Source organism: Tunturibacter empetritectus, from assembly GCF_040358985.1.
In the GTDB taxonomy this organism is placed as follows: domain Bacteria; phylum Acidobacteriota; class Terriglobia; order Terriglobales; family Acidobacteriaceae; genus Edaphobacter; species Edaphobacter empetritectus.
This window is the reverse complement of sequence record NZ_CP132932.1, coordinates 526,231-544,371: the sequence shown is the minus strand read 5'-3', so window position 1 is coordinate 544,371 and position 18,141 is coordinate 526,231. Positions and strand designations below refer to the sequence as shown.

The 18,141-nt window shown below is 57.8% G+C and carries 15 protein-coding genes; 13 read left to right on the top strand and 2 right to left on the bottom strand.

Going from position 1 to position 18,141, the window contains the following annotated elements:
* Positions 1-133: 133 nt before the first annotated feature.
* Positions 134-2,023 (top strand): 1-deoxy-D-xylulose-5-phosphate synthase, encoded by a 1,890-nt coding sequence (dxs, locus tag RBB75_RS02105; RefSeq protein WP_353069364.1) that lies wholly within the window; start codon positions 134-136, stop codon positions 2,021-2,023.
* Positions 2,024-2,114: 91 nt separating this feature from the next.
* Here dxs and RBB75_RS02100 read toward each other — a convergent pair whose 3' ends face one another.
* Together RBB75_RS02100 and RBB75_RS02095 are read right to left on the bottom strand one after the other, a co-directional pair.
* Positions 2,115-2,699, bottom strand: a complete 585-nt coding sequence (locus tag RBB75_RS02100; protein ID WP_353069363.1) for an SRPBCC family protein — start codon at positions 2,697-2,699, stop codon at positions 2,115-2,117.
* Between the two features lie 87 nt (positions 2,700-2,786).
* Entirely contained in the window at positions 2,787-3,341 is a 555-nt protein-coding gene (locus tag RBB75_RS02095; protein WP_179639133.1) for a fasciclin domain-containing protein, read from the bottom strand.
* A gap of 276 nt (positions 3,342-3,617) precedes the next feature.
* Between RBB75_RS02095 and RBB75_RS02090 the strand changes: the two genes are divergently transcribed.
* From RBB75_RS02090 to murG, 12 genes are all read left to right on the top strand, one after another.
* Positions 3,618-4,148: a DUF2127 domain-containing protein gene (locus RBB75_RS02090; RefSeq protein WP_257031116.1), complete on the top strand. Its 531-nt coding sequence runs from the start codon at positions 3,618-3,620 to the stop codon at positions 4,146-4,148.
* Between the two features lie 323 nt (positions 4,149-4,471).
* Positions 4,472-4,933 carry a division/cell wall cluster transcriptional repressor MraZ gene (locus tag RBB75_RS02085; protein ID WP_179639132.1) on the top strand — a complete coding sequence of 154 codons (462 nt, stop codon included), beginning with the start codon at positions 4,472-4,474 and terminating at the stop codon, positions 4,931-4,933.
* 45 nt (positions 4,934-4,978) lie between these two features.
* On the top strand, positions 4,979-5,872 hold the full coding sequence (gene rsmH, locus RBB75_RS02080) for a 16S rRNA (cytosine(1402)-N(4))-methyltransferase RsmH (protein WP_179639131.1): 894 nt from the start codon (positions 4,979-4,981) through the stop codon (positions 5,870-5,872).
* Positions 5,873-6,090: 218 nt separating this feature from the next.
* Complete coding sequence (gene ftsL / locus RBB75_RS02075; protein ID WP_179639130.1) at positions 6,091-6,615, top strand: cell division protein FtsL; 525 nt, start codon at positions 6,091-6,093, stop codon at positions 6,613-6,615.
* 95 nt (positions 6,616-6,710) lie between these two features.
* Positions 6,711-9,041 carry a penicillin-binding protein gene (locus tag RBB75_RS02070; protein ID WP_179639129.1) on the top strand — a complete coding sequence of 777 codons (2,331 nt, stop codon included), beginning with the start codon at positions 6,711-6,713 and terminating at the stop codon, positions 9,039-9,041.
* 97 nt (positions 9,042-9,138) lie between these two features.
* Positions 9,139-10,608 (top strand): UDP-N-acetylmuramoyl-L-alanyl-D-glutamate--2,6-diaminopimelate ligase, encoded by a 1,470-nt coding sequence (locus RBB75_RS02065; RefSeq protein WP_179639928.1) that lies wholly within the window; start codon positions 9,139-9,141, stop codon positions 10,606-10,608.
* Entirely contained in the window at positions 10,605-11,990 is a 1,386-nt protein-coding gene (locus tag RBB75_RS02060; protein ID WP_179639128.1) for a UDP-N-acetylmuramoyl-tripeptide--D-alanyl-D-alanine ligase, read from the top strand. Before RBB75_RS02065 ends, RBB75_RS02060 begins: the two co-directional genes overlap by 4 nt.
* Before the next feature lie 101 nt (positions 11,991-12,091).
* The gene (locus RBB75_RS02055) at positions 12,092-12,748 is read left to right on the top strand and encodes a hypothetical protein (protein WP_179639127.1); all 657 of its coding nucleotides are present in this window, start codon (positions 12,092-12,094) and stop codon (positions 12,746-12,748) included.
* A 138-nt stretch (positions 12,749-12,886) separates the two neighbouring features.
* On the top strand, positions 12,887-14,023 hold the full coding sequence (mraY, locus tag RBB75_RS02050) for a phospho-N-acetylmuramoyl-pentapeptide-transferase (RefSeq protein ID WP_179639126.1): 1,137 nt from the start codon (positions 12,887-12,889) through the stop codon (positions 14,021-14,023).
* Positions 14,024-14,037: 14 nt separating this feature from the next.
* Positions 14,038-15,393, top strand: a complete 1,356-nt coding sequence (gene murD, locus RBB75_RS02045) for a UDP-N-acetylmuramoyl-L-alanine--D-glutamate ligase (protein WP_179639927.1) — start codon at positions 14,038-14,040, stop codon at positions 15,391-15,393.
* A gap of 15 nt (positions 15,394-15,408) precedes the next feature.
* Positions 15,409-16,503, top strand: a complete 1,095-nt coding sequence (gene ftsW / locus RBB75_RS02040; protein WP_179639125.1) for a putative lipid II flippase FtsW — start codon at positions 15,409-15,411, stop codon at positions 16,501-16,503.
* 144 nt (positions 16,504-16,647) lie between these two features.
* Positions 16,648-17,790: an undecaprenyldiphospho-muramoylpentapeptide beta-N-acetylglucosaminyltransferase gene (murG, locus tag RBB75_RS02035; RefSeq protein WP_353069362.1), complete on the top strand. Its 1,143-nt coding sequence runs from the start codon at positions 16,648-16,650 to the stop codon at positions 17,788-17,790.
* Positions 17,791-18,141: the final 351 nt, after the last annotated feature.

The following is an 18,141-nucleotide window of genomic DNA, read 5'->3' as shown; positions in this document are numbered from 1 at the left end:
AGATGGAAAGATGCGACACGTGAAGTTGCGGATTGGTATACTTAAAAGTCAGGTTGTTTAGCTGGGTTCAGGATATAGCTGGGTTTTGCGCAGGACGCGACACTCGGTTAGCGAGACTGCAGACAGGTTTTGAATGAGTAATATTCTCGAGACAATTAACTCTCCGGCTGATGTGAAGAAGCTTTCGATTGCGGAGCTGACTCTGTTGGCAGAAGAGATTCGGGCGCGGCTAATCGTGGGGGTGGCAAAGACGGGCGGACATATTGGCCCGAATCTTGGCGTGGTTGAACTGACTCTGGCGATGCACTATGTGTTCGATACCCCGACCGATAGCTTTGTGTTTGATGTGAGTCATCAGGCGTATGTGCACAAGCTGCTGACGGGGCGGGAGAAGCTGTTTCATACGATTCGGCAGCCTGGTGGACTGAATGGATTTATGCTGCGCACCGAGAGTGAGCATGACAGCTATGGTGCCGGGCACGCAGGAACGGCGCTGAGTGCGGCGCTGGGGATGGCTGTTGGCCGCGACATGGCAGGTGGGAAAGAACACATCGTTGCGCTGGCCGGAGATGCGGCGTTTACGAATGGAATTTCGTTTGAAGCGCTGAACAATATTGCGGCTCAGACCAAGAGATTGATCGTGGTGTTGAATGATAATGCCTGGTCGATTGATAAGAATGTGGGGGCGATTGCGGAGTACTTCCACAAGATCGTGACCAATCCTACGATCTCGAGTCTGCACGACCGAGCGGCCGATCTGCTGGAGCGGTTTGGCGGCAAGACGGTGCGGCATGTTGCTCGCAAGGCGGAGGAGGCGGCGAAGGGTTTGATTGGGCCTGGCACGCTCTTTGAAGAGTTTGGGCTGAGCTACTTCGGGCCGCTTGATGGACATAATCTGCCGCTGCTGATTGAGACGTTCCAATTTTTGAAGCAGCAGAACAAGCCGGTGGTGCTGCATGCAATCACTCAAAAGGGAAAAGGGTTTCAGCCTGCGATAGAAAAGCAGAAGAAGTTTCATGGGCTGGGGCCTTACGATGCGCAGACGGGTGAGACCAAGCCTGCTGGGCAGAAGACCTACTCTGAGATCTTTGCGGAGTCGCTGACAAAGCTGGCTACGGCGAACGATAAGGTGGTGGCGATTACGGCTGCGATGCCGAACGGCACGGCGCTCGATCTTTTTAGGCCGCATCATCCGAAACGGTACTTCGACGTGGGGATCGCGGAGGAGCATGCGGTGATCTTTGCGGCTGGAATGGCGACGAAGGGATATAAGCCATTCTGTGCGATCTACTCGACGTTTTTGCAGCGGGCGTTTGATCAGGTGGTGCATGATGTCTGTCTGCAGAATCTGCCTGTGGTGTTCTGCATGGATCGCGGGGGGTTGAGCGGGGACGATGGGCCGACGCATCATGGCCTGTTCGACATCAGCTATCTGCGCAGCGTGCCGAACCTGGTGCACATGGTGCCGAAGGATGAGGATGAGTTGGCCGACATGATGTATACGGCGATGCTGCATGAAGGGCCGAGCGCGATTCGATATCCGCGTGGGACTGGGCCGGGCGTTCAAGTGAAAGAGCAGCAGGTGGCGCTCGCGATCGGCAAGGCTGAGGTGATCTGCGACGGAGTGGATGTCGCTATCTTCGGCCTGGGTGCGATGTTGCCGGAGGCGGTACGGCTTGCAGAGATGTTGAAGCTGGAAGGATTTTCTGCGGCGGTGATCAATCCGCGCTTTGCGAAGCCGGTGGATCGCGATTGCGTTGGGGAGTTTGGCGGACGCTGTGGGTTGGTGATTACGTTAGAGGATCATGTGCTGGCAGGTGGGTTTGGCTCTGCCGTGATGGAGACCTTGAACGAACTTGAGTTGCAGGTGCCGGTTGTGAGGGTGGGCTGGCCGGATGCGTTCATCGAGCATGGCAAGGTGGAGTCGCTGCGGGAGAAGTATGGCCTAACGGCAGAGGCAGCGCTTGAGAGGTCGAGACCTTATCTCAGCAAGATGATGGAGCAGGTGCTGGCTAAGCACTAGGTGGAAGGACTGGCGGCCTGCAGTTCGCGGTGCGTGTTTTTTCTTCAACTTCTTTAGCGGCCTTTATGGGGGGTTCCGTTAAGAGCGACTTTCAGCGATGGGTCAAGTGCGCGAGCAGCTCGCTGGTGCGGGCGTGACGATAGGCGAAGGTGTTTCGTAGCTGGGAGGTGACGAAGAGGCTGTTGGCTAGGGTGCCCAGTTTGCCCATCGGCAGTTCGTAGTTGACTTCGTCCTCGAGCAGGGTGCCCGAAGTGACGCTGCCTGAAAGTTCTGTTCGCGTCTGCGGCTTTACGTGGTGGCAGTGATGCCAGTAGGCGAAGGGACCGCGGAGCTGCTGGTCGCAGAAGTGATCGTTCCAGGCGAACTCAGAGATCTCTGCATCCCATGAGACTCGAATGGGGGAGTATGGGACGGGCCGAAAGCTGAGGGTGAGCCTGGTTCCGGCGCCGGCTGTGATGCTGTTGGAGGTTACGGGTTGCGTGGGTGGGGGTGCGAGGAAGATCTTCTCGATGCGGGCCTTTTGCCAAGGGAGCATGAGCCGGGGGAGGTTGTCGGGGTTTGAGAAGAAGGCGAAGACTAGTTCGACAGGGTAGGGGAGCCACTGTCCGGAGTGGAAGGTGCGGCGCATCGCTGAGTCGGTTATAGCGTGTTCGAAGGGAGAGCGCGAGGGATGCAAGGCTGTTGAGCAAAGAGTGTTTTTCATGGGGTGAGAAAAAGGGCGCCTCGTTATGAGGCGCCCCAAGGGAACTGCTGGAGGAAGACACTAGTTGGGCATGAGGACGGTGTCGATGACGTGGATGACACCGTTCGACTGGAAGACATCGGCGGTGGTGACGGTGGCCGTGCCGCCCTTGGCATCGGTCAGAATGATGTTGCCGCCGGACATGCTGGCGGTGAGATCTTCACCCTGGACGGTCTTAAGGGTGGCTTTGCCGCCGCCCTTTTTGATCATCTTCTCGAGTTCCTTAGAGCTGATCTTGCCGGCTACGACGTGGTAGGTGAGGATCTTATCGAGGGTGTCCTTGCTCTCTGGCTTGACGAGAGTGTCGACGGTGCCGGCGGGGAGTTTGGCGAAGGCGTCATCGGTTGGGGCGAAGACGGTGAAGGGTCCGGGGCTGTTGAGTGTGTCGACCAGGCCACCTGCCTTGACGGCAGCGACGAGGGTCTTGTGGATCGGCGAGTTGACTGCGTTCTCGACGATGGTTTTAGTGGGGTACATCGCAGCGCCGCCGACTTCGGGATCCTTCTGGGCGTGGGCGCTGAGGGAGGTGATGGCCAAGGCAGCAACTGCCAAGGTCGCGAGGAAGGTCTTCTTCATTGTCGTTATCCTTTATCGTTCTTGTATCGTTCTTGTATCGTTCTTGATTCTTAGAAGTTGGTTCCCTGCAAGGGCACTCATAAGCATCTACGTGCGCTTGCTGAGACTGGATTGGTCTCGTTCCAATCATGCTCGTGAGATGTCCTTTCAGGAGGCGGCGTTAGGAGGTCTAATGGGTGCGCGTAACAGTTGAGGGGAAGATGTTGATGGGGTGAAGATGCGTGACACGAAGGTGGCGTTGACAATTTCATCGCGTCCTCGTCAACTGAAGGTCTGATGATGTTGAAAGAACCGATCAGCAGGAGCGAGTCGATACAGGCACCGGAGCACGGGCATCACGCGACCGGAGTGCATGATCGTGGGTTGATGCTGATCGGGCTTTTCAAGCTGGCGAAGGCGATCTTCTTCTTCTGTATCGGTGCGGGCGCGATTCATCTGCTGCATAAAGATATCGGCGATGAGGTGACGCGGCTGGCGCTGAAGCTGAGATTTGACCCTGAGAGCCGGCTGGTTGCTTTGTTGCTGCACAAGGCTGACCTTATCGATGCTCATCGGATGCGACAGATCAGTGTCGCGACGTTTGGCTACTCCGCGCTGGCTCTAACAGAGGGGATTGGACTGCTTCTGGAGAAGGTGTGGGCCGAGTATCTGACGCTGATCCTGACGATCTCTTTTTTACCTTGGGAGCTGTATGAGCTGGTTCGAAGGCCCGACTGGTTTCGCCTGAGCCTGTTGCTCATCAATCTGGCAGTGCTTGCGTACCTGGTGTGGCTGCTTCGGCGGAAGAAGTTGCTAAGTGGGAGCTAGCGTTTTCGCTTTTATTTCGCTTACCAGATGGATTCGCGCTCTGCAAGTAACAGAGTTGGTATGAATCAACCGAGCCAACACTACAGCTAGCGGTTACCTCTTCGGTATACACAAGTAGCTGAGTTTTCCACATTCCAATATGGGAAATACACAGAAGTTGCACAAATTAGTCCTTTACAGGGCTAGATACCTCGGCGATGCTGGTGGAGCGAAGTAGAAGATTTTGGAGTTTCGTGGACCAAACTAGGTTCCTTGACAACAAGATTCTACGATGCGGAGCTGGTTTGAACCAAAGATGAGCCGGGAGAGGTATCGAGGTCGTTATGTTTCGGGGAAATCACCCAACCCGCGTGGACGAGAAGGGCAGATTGAAGCTGCCTGCCGAGTTCAAGCGCCGTGTGGATGAGCTGTATGGCCCCCAGTTCTACATAACGAGCATGGATGGGAGGCGGGCGCAGGTTTACCCGCTGAAGGAGTGGGAGCAGATTGAAGCGTCGCTGTCGAAGATGTCCCCAATGGATCCGGTACGGAAGAAGTTTCAGGATGTAACGAACTTTTACGGGCAGATGGCGGAGATGGATGCGCAGGGCCGGGTGCTGATTCCGCAGAAGCTGCGGGAGTTGGCGAAGGTGACAGGCGAGGTGAATGTTCTGGGGTCGCAGACGCTGCTTGAGGTTGTGAATGCGGAGATGTTCGACGCGGAGATGAAGAAGGCCAGTGGCGCGGTTGAGCTGACGGACGCGGATCTGATGGCGTTCGCAGAGAAGACAAAGGTTGTTGCTTAAAGGTTGCAAGGTGGCCCCCAGGGGCAGCACGGAAGGCGGGTTGATATGAAGAGTCCGCAACATGTGCCGGTTCTTTTAGAAGAAGTTCTGGAGTACTTGAATGTGCGGCCGGGCGGCGTGGTGGTTGACGCGACGCTGGGTCTGGCGGGGCACTCTTTGGAGATTGCGAAGAGGCTGGGCGGCAGAGGCAGGTTGATTGGCTTTGACCGTGACCCGGAGGCGATGGAGAAGGCCAAGGCAAGGCTAGAAGATTTACGGGTCGAGCTTGGAGACGAGATGCCGGAGGTGGTGTTTGAGCCGAGGGCGTTTTCGGAGGCCTCGGGAGTGATCGAGCCGGGAAGCCTGGATGGATTGCTTGCCGATTTTGGCGTGAGCAGCCTGCAGCTGGACGAGGCGCACAGAGGATTTAGTTTTCGGACCGATGGCCCGCTTGATATGCGGATGGATACGCGCAGCGGAGAGACGGCCGAGCAAGTGGTAAATCAGGAAGACGAAAACGAACTCGCCGACCTGATTTACGAATTCGGAGAGGAAAGGAGGTCGCGGAGAATCGCCAGAGCCATTGTTAGGGCCCGGCCGATTACGACTACAGCAGAATTGGCTCGAATCGTATCGGCCGAGGCCCCACCAATGAAAAGCGAGAAGATTCATCCGGCTACTAGAACCTTTCAGGCACTTCGGATTCGAGTGAATAACGAGTTGGGAGAGATTCAATCGCTGCTGAAGAGCGCGGGGTCTCTGTTGAAGCCGGGGGGAAGGCTGGTGCTGATCAGCTTTCACTCGTTGGAGGATCGGCTGGTGAAGGATGCGTTCAAGGCGGCAAAGGACGCGAAGGTATTTGAGGTCTTAACGAAGAAGCCGGTTGTGGCGGCTGAACAGGAACAGATGAGAAATCCGCGGTCGCGTAGTGCGAAGTTGAGGGCGGCCGAAAAAATTTAGGTACAAGATTCTCTATTGCACTAAAAATGGTGCAGTCTATAGATAGAGAAGACAAGTGATCGGGCCGGGGTTGTCCCACCTTCTTTCAGGCGAAAGACAACTCTGCAACACAAAGTCCCTTCCTCCATAGCGATCCCGGCCCGGTTCGTACGTTAAGGAGAGTGGCAAGGTTTGATTGAGAGATAGAGATTCAGAGGCGAGTTTTAGAGAGGTGCACCATGGCAGCTTCGGCGATGGCAGGACAACAGCTAGAGATGTTGGGTTCGCGGGCGCAGAGCCGTGCGGAGTCGCTGACGGCGCGGAATCGTGAGCTCTATGAGGCGCAACGGCGCGCGCGGCGTGGACCGACGCCAGAGGTCTTCTTTACCAAGCACATCGACAACAGCCGCATTGTGAAGGCGGACGATCCGGAACGGCGTCGCGAGATGCGCACGTTTACCGCAGTAATGAGCGTGTTGTTTGTGCTGGTGATGGTCTATGTGTGGCAGCACTTTTCTGCGATTGAGATTGGGTATCACGTTGAGGCGCAGAAGGCGCAGGTGGAGCAGTTGCGGGAGGAGAATCGGCAGCTTCGCTTGTCCGAGGCGCAACTGACCGATCCTGGCCGGATCGATCGGATTGCAAAACAGCTTGGTCTGGGCGAGCCCCAGCCGGGCCAGGTAGTGCGGCCGGAGGGCGGCGGAGATCCGAATGCCCCGGCGCTGGCGCAGGCGAGCGCTCCGGCGATGCAGATGGCTCAGTAGTGGATCGTCGGGTCGTCGGCAGAGGGTGTTCGACTTTGCAGAGAATGTCTGACGAAGAGGACCGGGAAGTACACTAACGATAAAGCAGGGATGAGATGAACAAGGCGCCACGGCAGACGTTGACCGCTCCGATACGGAGGATCCGTTTCGCCTATGTGGCGCTGTTTTTTTGCGCCTGGACGGTTTTGATCGCGGTACGTCTGGGCTGGTTGCAGGTGGTGCGCCACTCGGACTTTGTGCATCGTGCGGCGCTGCAGCAGCAGAGGACGTTCGAAGTGGCTCCACGGCGGGGGATGCTGTATGACCGTAATCTGCGGGAGCTTGCGGTGACGGTGCAGGTGGATAGCGTCTATGCGGTGCCGTCGGAGCTGGGGGATAATCGTGCGAGTGCGGCGGAGATACTGGCTGAGATTGTGCATGCGGATCCGAGGGACAACTTTACATCGCAGCAGCAGATGCTGGCTCGGTTCAACGCCTCGAGGAACTTTGCCTGGGTTGCACGGAAGGTTGATCCTGGTATTGCTGATCGTCTGCGCGAGCTGAATTTGAAAGGCGTCTATTTTCAGAAGGAGTTCAAGCGGTTTTATCCGAACAATGATTTAGCCGCGCAGGTGTTGGGGTATGTGGGTACGGATGATGTAGGGCTGGGCGGGCTGGAGCGACAGTTCGATGAAGATATGCATGGTGAGCCCGGTCATATGCTGACTGCGCTCGATGCACGGCGGCACGTGTTGGGCAGTGAAGAGAGTCAGCCGATGCCGGGTGAAAATCTTGTGCTCTCGATCGACGCAAATATTCAGTACATGGCGGAACGGGCGCTGGATGCACAGATGCTCAAGACAAAGGCGCTGCACGGGACGGTGGTGGTGCAGGATCCGCATACTGGGCAGATTCTTGCGCTGGCGATTTCACCTCGATTTAATCCGAACGACCAGAGGCACATGGACGCGAGTGTGCTGCAAAACCTGGCTGTGAGTGATGTGTATGAGCCGGGGTCTACGTTCAAGCTAGTGACGTATTCGGCGGCGCTCGATGGCGCAGGTGTGCAGCCGACGGACCTGGTGGACTGCCAGAACGGGGCGATGACGATGTATGGCCGCACGCTGCATGACGATCACAGCGACCACTTCGGCGTGGTGACGGTGCAGTATGCGCTGGAGCACTCGAGCGACGTAGGTGCGGCGAAGATGGCGTTGAAGCTGGGGCCGAACAAGTTCTATGGATATATGCGCGGATTTGGTTTTGGCGACCGGTCAGGGATCGAATTGCCCAGCGAGACCCGAGGGCTGCTGCGGTCACCGAAGAAGTGGGGATCGACGAGCATCCTGTCGATGGCGATCGGGCAAGAGGTTGGCGTAACGCCGGTACAGCTGGTGACGATGGTGAGTGCGCTCGCGAATGGCGGGGTCTACATGCCGCCGCATGTACTATTGCAGTCGACTGATGAGATGAAGGGGGACGCAAGATTGAAGCCCGCAGCATTTCGGCCATCAAATCAGTTGCCGGCCACACTGCCGGATGGGGCTCATCGGGTGATCTCAGAGATGACCTCCGCGAAGATGCGGATGATGATGCAGGGCATCGTGACCGAGGGGACGGGCAAACTGGCTGCGTTGAACGGTTACAGCTCTGCGGGCAAGACTGGGACCGCACAGAAGATAGATGTGGCGACGCACACATACTCTCATACGAAGCTCGTAGCGAGCTTTGCGGGATTTGCGCCAGTGAGTAATCCGGCGATCTCGATCGCTGTGGTAATCGATACGCCGACAGCTGGTGGTGAAGCAGCGCACTACGGAGGAGCAGCGAGTGCGCCAGTGTTTGCGGATGTGGCGCAGCAGGTGCTGGAGTATCTGGGTGTACCGCATGATCAGCCGTTGAAGACCCAAAAAGAACTGATTGTTGCGGCAAAGGCGGACGCGGAGGGGGATGCGCCGAGCGAAAACACAGCAGATCTGAATGCGATGTTCGATGATGTGAACAGCTTACCGGCGGATGATCCGCTGCGCACCCCGGCGGCCGCCGCGGCTGCCGAGGTTGCGGTGAATAAGACTCCGGTAGCTGTGACGCAAAAGGCGCAGGGTAAGACAGCTGAGATTTTGAACATGCTGCCGGTGAAGGTTCTGGCGGCGTTCCATTCAGGGGATGGGAGCGGTTCTGTGTCTCCTGCGTCTGCGCCACTGTCAGCGCAGAAGGCTCGTCCTGCTGTTGATGCAAACGAGAAGGGCGCGGTTGTCGTGGATGCGGGACTACGTGTGCCTGTGCCCTCGTTTGAAGGGTCGGGGCTGCGGGGGGTGGTGGAACGTGCGGATTCCGTGGGTTTGCGGGTGCAGGCCGTGGGAAGTGGGTTGGCTAGAGAGCAGGCTCCGGCGGCGGGGACGATGGTACCGGCAGGAACTGAGATCGTGGTGCGGTTCAGTCGATGATGGTCAGGTGCTGGGAGATATTCGGAATCTCGGCTAGCATCGCTCTATGAGTTGTGAGACGGTGAACTGGCAGACAGTTTGCGAGGGCTTGAGCGCCATGGATCGGTATTGCACTTCCGTCGAGGTTTCGGGGGTGGAATATGACTCTCGGCGGGTGAAGAGCGGGCATGTGTTTGTCGCGATGCGGGGTGAGGCGACGGATGGAAATCGCTATATAGAGGCGGCTGTCGCGAAGGGGGCGACGGCGGTGGTGACGGACTCTCGCGAGGCTTATGAGAAGCTGCGCCATGAGCATGTGGGCGTTGGCGCGGCGTTGGTGGAGCGGGGGAGGCGGGCGCTGGCAGAGGTAAGCGCTGCGGTCATGGGGCATCCGGAACGTGATCTTGCTTTGAGCGCAGTGACCGGGACGAACGGAAAGACGACTACGGCATTCTTGCTGGAGGCGATGCTGCGTAGTGTGGGACGGACGTGTGTGTTGATCGGGACAATTGAGACACATGTTGGAGATGAGGTGCGGGTTTCTCCGCATACGACGCCAGAGTCGCGGGATGTTCTGGAGATCTTTGCGGATGGTGTGAAGGCGGGAGCTACGGAGGCCGTTATGGAGATGTCATCCCATGCGCTGGAGCAGGAGCGTGTCTGGGGGCTGCCGGTGGATGTGGCGATGTTTACGAATCTGACACAGGATCATCTGGACTATCACGGGACGATGGAGAAGTACTTTGCGGCGAAGGCGCGACTGTTCGAAGGAGTTGGGTCGACTCCTCCGAGGATAGCTGTTGTAAATCATGATGATGAATATGGCGGCTTGATTGAGAAAGCAGCTATAGGATGCAGCGAACTTTGGACTTACGGGTTCAAGAAAAACTACGGTGGGGTTCCAGAGTTTCGCGCGGAGAATGTGACCCTGCAAGCAGGTGAAACGTCTTTTGATTGGAAGACGCCAATGGGGACAGTGGAGATGAGATCTTCCCTGACCGGGCGAGTGAATGTGTACAACCTGCTAGCAGCATCTTGTGCTGCCTTGGCTCGGGGTTTGAGTTTGGAGCAAATTGCGGAAGCTGCTGGTAAGTTGATGCCTGTTCCGGGACGCTTTGAGACCATCGCGAATCAACTCGGCTTTACTGTGGTGGTGGACTACGCGCACACGGACGATGCTTTGCGGAACTTGATCTCGCTGGCGAGGGAGTTGGTGGCGGAGCGCGGGGCCAGGGTGATCACTTTATTTGGCTGTGGCGGCGATCGGGATAAGACGAAGCGCCCGCGGATGGGCAGGGCGGCGGGCGAGGGAAGCGACCTTGTGGTGCTTACGAGCGACAATCCTCGAAGTGAAGATCCGATGACAATTATCAACGAGGCTCTGGTGGGGGTGCGGGAGACGACGGCTAGGTGCATAGTAGAGCAGGATCGAGCTGCGGCGATCGAGATTGCGATTCGCGCGGCCAAGGTTGGAGACATTGTTCTGATCGCTGGAAAGGGCCATGAGAAGGTGCAGATCCTGCGAGATGGGACGGTGCCGTTTGATGATGTGGCAGTAGCTGCTGAAGTTTTGAGGGAGATAGCGTGAAGCTGACCTTGGGGAAGATTGCTGACTGGATTCATGCCGATGGCGAGTTCGATACGTCGGCCGAGGCGGAAGGCTATGGGATTGATTCGCGGACCATCGGCGCAGGGGAACTTTTTTTCGCCGTTCGCGGCGAGAGACTGGATGGACATGACTATGTAGAGGCCGCGCTTGCGAATGGGGCGGTCGCTGCGGTAGTGAGTAATCGATGGGTCGTGCCGGCTGAGGTGGATGAAAGGCGGTTGTTGCGGGTGGCAGCGTGCGATGACTGTGTGTTGATGGCGCTGCAGCAACTGGCTCATGCGGTGCGGCGAGAGTGGGGCGGGAGGGTGATCGGCGTAACCGGGTCGGCCGGAAAGACGACGACCAAGGAAGCCGTGGCGCAGGTTTTAGGCGCGAAATTCAAGGTGCTGAAGTCGGCAGGCAACCTGAACAACGCGTTTGGGCTACCGTTGCAGCTTCTGAAGTTGGAGCGGGAGCATGAGGTTGCGGTGATCGAGATGGGAATGAACCACGCGGGGGAGATTGCCGCGCTGTCGAGGATTGCGGAGCCCGATTGGGCGGTGGTGTCGAACGTGGGGCCGGTGCATCTCGAGTTCTTTCCGGAGGGACTAATTGGAATCGCACGGGCGAAGTATGAGTTGATTGAGGCACTGCCCGCGGACGGCATCGCGGTTTTGAACTTCGATGACGCTTTTGTGGCGGCGTTTGGCCGTGGACTGGGAGAACGCGCGGTGTTTTACGGGTTTGGCGAGGGTGCGGGTGTGAGAGCTGTGAACGTGGCGGAGGTGGGTACCGAGGGCGTGGTGTTTACGGTGGAGGCCAGGGGGCAGCGTGCGAGTGTGCAGTTGAAGATGTTGGGGCGGCATAATGTTCCGAATGCGCTGGCCGCCATTGCAGTGGGCCTGCAGAGCGGGATGGGACTGGGGGATTGTGCTGCGGCTGTCGGTGAACTGCGGGCAGGAGACAAACGTGGCGAGGTTCTGGAGTGGCGGGGGGCGACGCTGATCAATGACTGCTATAACTCCAATCCGACGGCGCTGAATGCGATGATCGATGCGTTGATGGCGATTCCGGCGGAGCGACATATTGTGGTTGCGGGGGAGATGCTGGAGCTTGGTCCGGATTCGGCTGCGCTGCACGCAGCGTGCGGTACGAGGATGAAGGAGAGGGGGGTAGATTTTGTGCTTGGAGTACGGGGCGCGGCCGAGGCTACTGTCGAGGCGGCAAGAGCTGCGGGTACGGAGGCGCTTTTTGTCACGAGCCCTGAGGAGGCGGGGGAGTGGCTGGTTGCGAATGTGCGTCCGAGCGACGTAGTGTTGTTGAAGGCTTCGCGGGGCGTGCGCCTGGAGAAGGCTTTGGCGGCGATTGCCGGAAGGCTGTAGGACGCTTGGGGTTTAAACGCATCTGACTGATTTGCCGGGCTTGATTTTGACGAGCTTGGTTTACCGATTTGCGGTACTAGAACCTAGGGGAGTGGAGAGATATGTCGAGCAATGGGAATGCGCTGGTCAAAAGGGAGTCCGATTCGGCGCTGAAGAAGCATGCGAAGAAGGCGATGAAACATGCCGCGAAAAAACACCCGGCAAAACATGCCGCCAAGCATGCTAAAAAAGCTGCGAAGGCCGCGAAGAAAGCTGCAGAGAAGGTTGCGGGTTCTGGATTTGTCTATGCAACCGATCATGGGCTTATGACTGCGTTTCACCACATGCAGCGGGCTTCGGTGGTGATCTCGTTGATGGAGAAGGGGACTGGGGAAGATCTGAGGGATCTGCTGGAGCGTGGGGTGAAGCTCTACCGCAAGGCGACCGAGGGTGAAGAGGGCAACAAGTTTGTGCTGCGGGCGATTGGGGTTTTGCGCGCGGCGGAGCATCTGTCGCTGGCGGGTTTGTATGCAGCTAGGGACAAGCACCGGCAGAGGGTAGCGTCGCCTTCGCCGGAGTGGCTGGAGAGATTTATTGCGGAGGCGGATCATCGGCTGGAGAAGATCGAGAACGCAGAGCGCGGCAAGGGGACGGATCTTTTTCCGGTGACGGTGGAGTTGCTGCGGCAGGCGGAGGATTCGGACCACGATGCACATCTGGCGTTCGAACTTGCGATGGCGGCGGATGCGCTCTGCTTTGCTCTGGAGCATGGGCTTTGAGCTGAGAACCTCGGATTCGGTGGGCATTCGAGTTGGTTCACAGATGAGATAAACCAAGGATGTGGGGGATGGTGCTGTTAAGATAGCCGTGACTCGCAACGAAAACGGGCATTAGCTGCGGGTAAAGGCGGAGGCGTTTTGCTCTATTGGTTGCTGTACCAGAAGCTGTTCCCTTACTTTCGGCTGTTTCGCATATTCCGATATCTGACGTTTCGTACTGTGTTTGCGAGCCTTACGGCGCTGCTGATCGGGTTGCTGATCGGCCCGTATGTGATCGAGAAGCTGCGCGAGTTTCAGATTGGGCAATACATCCGGGAAGAGGGACCGCAGTCGCACCAAAAGAAGAGTGGGACACCGACGATGGGCGGGGTGCTGATCTGCATCTCGATTTTGGTGCCGACGTTGATGTGGTCGGATCTTTCGAATCCCTATGTGTGGCTGGTGATGCTGTCTACGCTTGCGTTTGGGGCGATTGGATTTGCGGATGACTATATCAAGGTGGTGCACCGGCAGAATCAAGGCCTGACGGCGAGGGCGAAGTTGGGTTTGCAGTTTATTGCGAGTGGGCTGGTCGCGGCTGCGCTGGTGGTGATGGAGATTCGCGGGGGCTACTCGACACGGCTGATGGTGCCGTTTGCAAAGCGATTCAGGCCGGACCTGGTGTGGGAGTGGATGGGGCATATTCCACATATGCACTGGCTGGTGTTTGTGCCGTTCGTTGTGTTTGTGATGATCGTGATTGCGGGCGCGAGCAATGCGGTGAATCTGACCGATGGATTGGATGGGTTGGCGATTGGGTGCACGATCATTGCGGCTGGAGCCTTGACGGTGCTGACCTATGTCAGTGGGCATGTGGTGTTTTCTGATTATCTTGAGCTGCAGCGAATGCCGATGGTGAGCGAACTGACGGTTTTTTGCGGGTCGATGGTGGGCGCTAGTATCGGGTTCCTTTGGTATAACGCTCATCCGGCTGAGATCTTTATGGGGGATGTTGGGAGCCTTGCTCTGGGTGGGGCGATTGGAACGGTGGCGGTTGTGATTAAGCAGGAGTTGCTGCTGCCGTTTATTGGCGGGGTGTTTATTCTTGAGGCGTTGAGCGTGATGCTGCAGGTGGGGAGCTATAAGCTGAGGAACGGGAAGCGCATCTTCAAGATGGCTCCGCTGCACCATCACTTTGAGTTGATGGGATGGTCGGAGTCGAAGGTGATTGCGCGATTTTGGATTCTGGCGCTGGTGTTTGCTTTGTTCGCGTTGACTACTTTGAAGCTGCGATGAGAGTGTTGGGCATGATGGATTTGAAGAATAAGCGGGTGTTGGTGGTGGGGTTGGGGAAGTCCGGGCTGTCGGCGGCGATGTTTCTGCGTGCGCAGGGGGCGCGGGTTACGGTAAGCGACACGCGTAGTGCGGTTGCGCTGGCGCAAGAGATTCCTGCGTTGCTGGAAGCGGGGATTATGGTTGAGTCGGGTGGACATGGGCTTCTGACGTTTCGGCGGCAGGATCTGATTGTGGTCTCGCCGGGTGTGCCGATGGATACGCCGGAGGTGAAGCAGGTCGTCGCGTTTGGGTTGACGGTGATTGGAGAGTTGGAACTTGCGAGTCGCTATCTGCAAGGGCAGGTGGTGGCGATTACTGGATCGAATGGGAAGACGACGACGACGACGCTGGTGGGGAAGATCCTGAGTGATGCAGGGGTGCCGACGCAGGTGGGCGGGAATATCGGTCTGCCGGTGATTGATCTGGTGGCGAAGAGTACGCCTGAGACGGTGAATGTGTTGGAGGTTTCGAGCTTCCAACTGGAGACGGTGGAGGAGTTTCATCCGCGGATTGCCGTGATTCTGAATATTACGCCGGACCATTTGGATCGGCATGGCAGCTTCGAGAGGTATGTGGCGGCAAAGGAGAGGATCTTCGAGCGGCAGGGTGCTGGGGACGCGCTGGTGTTGAACGGAGATGATCGCGTGACGCAGATGTGTGCGGCGCGGGCGAAGAGCGAGGTGTTCTGGTTCAGTGGGACCAAGGCCGTGCGGAAGGGCGCGTTTGTGCGGGATGGCGTGATTGTATGGGTGGAGAAGGAGGGCGGGGTGACGGAGCCGGTGATGCCGGTCTCGGAAGTGCCTCTGAAGGGTGCGCACAACATCGAGAATGTGCTGGCTGCGGTGTGTGCGGCTCGTTTGGCGAAGGTTTCGGCGGAGAGTGTTCGGGCTTCTGTGGCGAGCTTTACGGCGGTGGAGCACCGGCTGGAGCTGGTGCGGAAGCTGAATGGGGTTGAGTTCTACAATGACTCTAAGGCGACGAATGTGGATGCGACGATGAAGGCTGTGGCTTCGTTCAGCAAGGGTGTTCACCTGATTCTTGGCGGGAAGGATAAGGATTCGGACTATGGGCTGATGGCCGAGTTGCTGAAGGAGAGGGTGAAGGTTGTTTATACGATTGGTTCAGCTGCAGAAAAGATTGAGCGGCAGCTGCACGGAGTCGTGAAGATGGTGGCAGCGGGAACGATGGAGACGGCGGTGGCTGAGGCGGCTAAGGCTGCTGTGACGGGCGATGTGGTGCTGCTGTCGCCTGCGTGTTCGAGCTTCGACCAGTTTGAGAACTATGAGCATCGCGGTCGCGTGTTTCGGCAGTTGGTGAATCAATTAATTTAGAAGTGGAAGTGATGCATGGCGAAGAGAGTTGGGGTGGACAAGTGGCTCTTCGGAGTGGTGCTGCTGCTGGTGCTGTTTGGGCTGGTGATGGTGTTCTCGGCGTCGGCGGTGATGGCGCAGTCGAGTCTAGGGTCTCCCTATCCTTATGTGATGAAGCAGGCGATCTGGGCGGTGCTGGGGCTGATTGCGCTGGTTGCGTTGATGCAGGTGGACTATCGGACCTATAACAATCCGAAGGTCGTGTTTCCTGCGGTTGCGGTGACGATGCTGATGCTGATAGGCGTGTTTGCGATGAAGGACTCGCATGCGACGCATCGCTGGGTTCGGTTTGGAAACCTGTTTACGTTTCAGCCTTCGGAGTTGGCGAAGCCTGTGCTGGTGCTGTTCCTTGCTTACTTTCTGCAGACTCGAATCCACCAGATGGACGACTGGAAGGGAACGATTCTGCGGGCGGTTGCGGTGCCGATGGCGTTTACGGCTTTGATCTTGAAGGAGCCGGACCTGGGGACGGGGCTGGTGTGCATGTCGGTGACGGCGTTGATGCTGTATCTGGCTGGGGCTAAGACGAAGTACTTTGCGGTGGGTGCGGCGTTTGCGGCTCCTGTTCTTTACTTCATGCTGTTTCATGTGGCGTTTCGACGGGCGCGGATGCTGGCATTTGTGAATCCTGAGGCCGATCCTCGCGGGACTGGGTTTCACATTCTTCAGTCGCTGATTGCGGTTGGGACGGGTGGGATCCGTGGGCTTGGGTTGATGGAGGGGCGGCAGAAGCTGTTCTACCTGCCTGAGGTTCAGACGGACTTTATCTTTGCGAACATCTGTGAGGAGCTGGGGTTGATTGGGGCACTGCTGGTGGTTGGGCTGTTTGTGGCGCTGGGGTATCGGGGGCTGCGGGCGGCGTTTCTGTCGACCGATCCGTTTGCGCGGTTTCTTGCGTTTGGGCTGACGACGGCTATTCTGATCCAGGCGTTCTTCAATATGAGCGTGGTGCTGGCGCTGCTGCCGACCAAGGGGATTCCGCTGCCGTTTATCTCCTCGGGGGGGACATCGATCTTTATTACGCTGGCCAGTATGGGCGTGCTGCTGAATATCACTCGCGAGATCGATTGAGGTGGAAGAGAGTCAAATCCTTTGTCCTGCCGGACGGGCCCACTCCGCGTGGGGCGGTCACTTCGTGACTTGTGTACCTTTTCTGGGTGGGAGGAGCGGCATTGGTCCTTCCTTCGGTCGGAATTTAGCTTGGAGTACAGCTCGGTGAGACAAGCTTTGCGAGTTTTGATTGCTGGCGGGGGCACCGGGGGGCATGTGATTCCGGCGCTGGCGATTGCGCGGGAGCTGCGCGATGCGCATGAGGCCGAGGTGCGGTTTGTGGGGACGGCGCGGGGGCTTGAGACTCGCCTGGTGCCGGAGGCTGGGTTTCCTCTGGAGCTGATTCGCGTAGGGCAGTTGAAGAATGTGAGTTTAGCGACGCGGGTACGGACGGTGGCTGATCTGCCGCTTGGCGTTGCTCGGTGCCTGGAACTGGCGCGGAGCTTCAAGCCGGATGTGGTGGTGGGGGTGGGCGGGTATGCTTCGGGGCCGGCGATGATGGCGGCGGTTCTGTTGCGGGTTCCTACGCTGGCGTTTGAGCCGAATGCGGTGCCGGGGCTGGCGAACCGGCTGGTAGGGCGACGCGTGAGTGCGGCGGCGGTGAACTTCGAGGAGACCCGGAGGTACTTTCGCGGTGCACGGGTAACTGGGATTCCGGTGCGGCAGGAGTTTTTTGAGATTGCTCCGATGCCGGATGCGAAGGAGGATCGCATCTCTTTCGTAGGTAGTGTTGCCCAGGATGGGCCGGCATCGGCTCGACGGTTGCTTGTGTTTGGCGGCAGCCAGGGGGCGCGGGTCTTCAATTCGGTGATGCCGAAGATTGCAAAGCGGCTGTTGGAGTATGTGCCGGGGCTGAGGATTCTGCACCAGACTGGGAAGGGGCAGGCGGAGTCGACCGGGGAGGCGTATGGGGCGAGCGGTGCGGATCCCTCTCGCTGGGAGGTAGCGGCGTATCTCGACGATATGCCGAGGAGGTTTGCGGATGCGGATCTGATTCTTTGCCGCAGTGGTGCGAGTACGGTTGCGGAGCTGGCAGCGGCGGGACGGCCGGCGGTGCTGGTGCCTTTTCCGGGAGCGGCGGACGACCACCAGATGAAGAATGCGGAGGCCTTTGCGCGGGTTGGGGCGGCGGAGCTGCGGGTGCAGGAAGCGGACGACCTGATGGGAGCGTTTCTGTTAAGCGACCTGTCTGGACTTTTGCTGGATGCAGGGAGACTGGCGGAGATGGGCCGGAGAGTTCGGGGACTGGCACACCCGGATGCGGTAACGGAGATTGGGCATATGGTGGCAGAGCTGGCGGGGTGTTGACGATTCTGTTTGAGCGTGGCCATTCGGTGTTTCCTTTCATGGGGTACCCCCCCCCCCTATTATCGGCGCGTAACCCATTTATAATCATCTACTTGCGTGGAATGTGGCCTCGTAAAATATTCATTCTAAAAAGGTTACTTGCAGAATCGTCTTTCTAAAGGAGTTACGGGCTTTAATGGCGAAAGCCCCGATTTTGGCCGGGGCTTCTTTGATCTATGTATCAAGTATAGCGGTTGGAGCATAACTGATACGCCACGCGAATCTGCTGGATTGGCGCGGGTTTTGATGATTTGGGGGCTTGACACGGTTTTTGATGGGACTTAGCAGAGGGAAATGGTGAGCAATCTCAAG

What these genes read in the sequence shown, in the direction of transcription:
- dxs (WP_353069364.1), top strand. Translation starts at nt 134, where the DNA reads ATGAGTAATATTCTCGAGACAATTAACTCTCCGGCTGATGTGAAGAAG.
- RBB75_RS02095 (WP_179639133.1), bottom strand. Translation starts at nt 3,341, where the DNA reads ATGAAGAAGACCTTCCTCGCGACCTTGGCAGTTGCTGCCTTGGCCATC.
- RBB75_RS02090 (WP_257031116.1), top strand. Translation starts at nt 3,618, where the DNA reads ATGATGTTGAAAGAACCGATCAGCAGGAGCGAGTCGATACAGGCACCG.
- RBB75_RS02085 (WP_179639132.1), top strand. Translation starts at nt 4,472, where the DNA reads ATGTTTCGGGGAAATCACCCAACCCGCGTGGACGAGAAGGGCAGATTG.
- rsmH (WP_179639131.1), top strand. Translation starts at nt 4,979, where the DNA reads ATGAAGAGTCCGCAACATGTGCCGGTTCTTTTAGAAGAAGTTCTGGAG.
- ftsL (WP_179639130.1), top strand. Translation starts at nt 6,091, where the DNA reads ATGGCAGCTTCGGCGATGGCAGGACAACAGCTAGAGATGTTGGGTTCG.
- RBB75_RS02070 (WP_179639129.1), top strand. Translation starts at nt 6,711, where the DNA reads ATGAACAAGGCGCCACGGCAGACGTTGACCGCTCCGATACGGAGGATC.
- RBB75_RS02065 (WP_179639928.1), top strand. Translation starts at nt 9,139, where the DNA reads ATGGATCGGTATTGCACTTCCGTCGAGGTTTCGGGGGTGGAATATGAC.
- RBB75_RS02055 (WP_179639127.1), top strand. Translation starts at nt 12,092, where the DNA reads ATGTCGAGCAATGGGAATGCGCTGGTCAAAAGGGAGTCCGATTCGGCG.
- murD (WP_179639927.1), top strand. Translation starts at nt 14,038, where the DNA reads ATGGATTTGAAGAATAAGCGGGTGTTGGTGGTGGGGTTGGGGAAGTCC.
- ftsW (WP_179639125.1), top strand. Translation starts at nt 15,409, where the DNA reads ATGGCGAAGAGAGTTGGGGTGGACAAGTGGCTCTTCGGAGTGGTGCTG.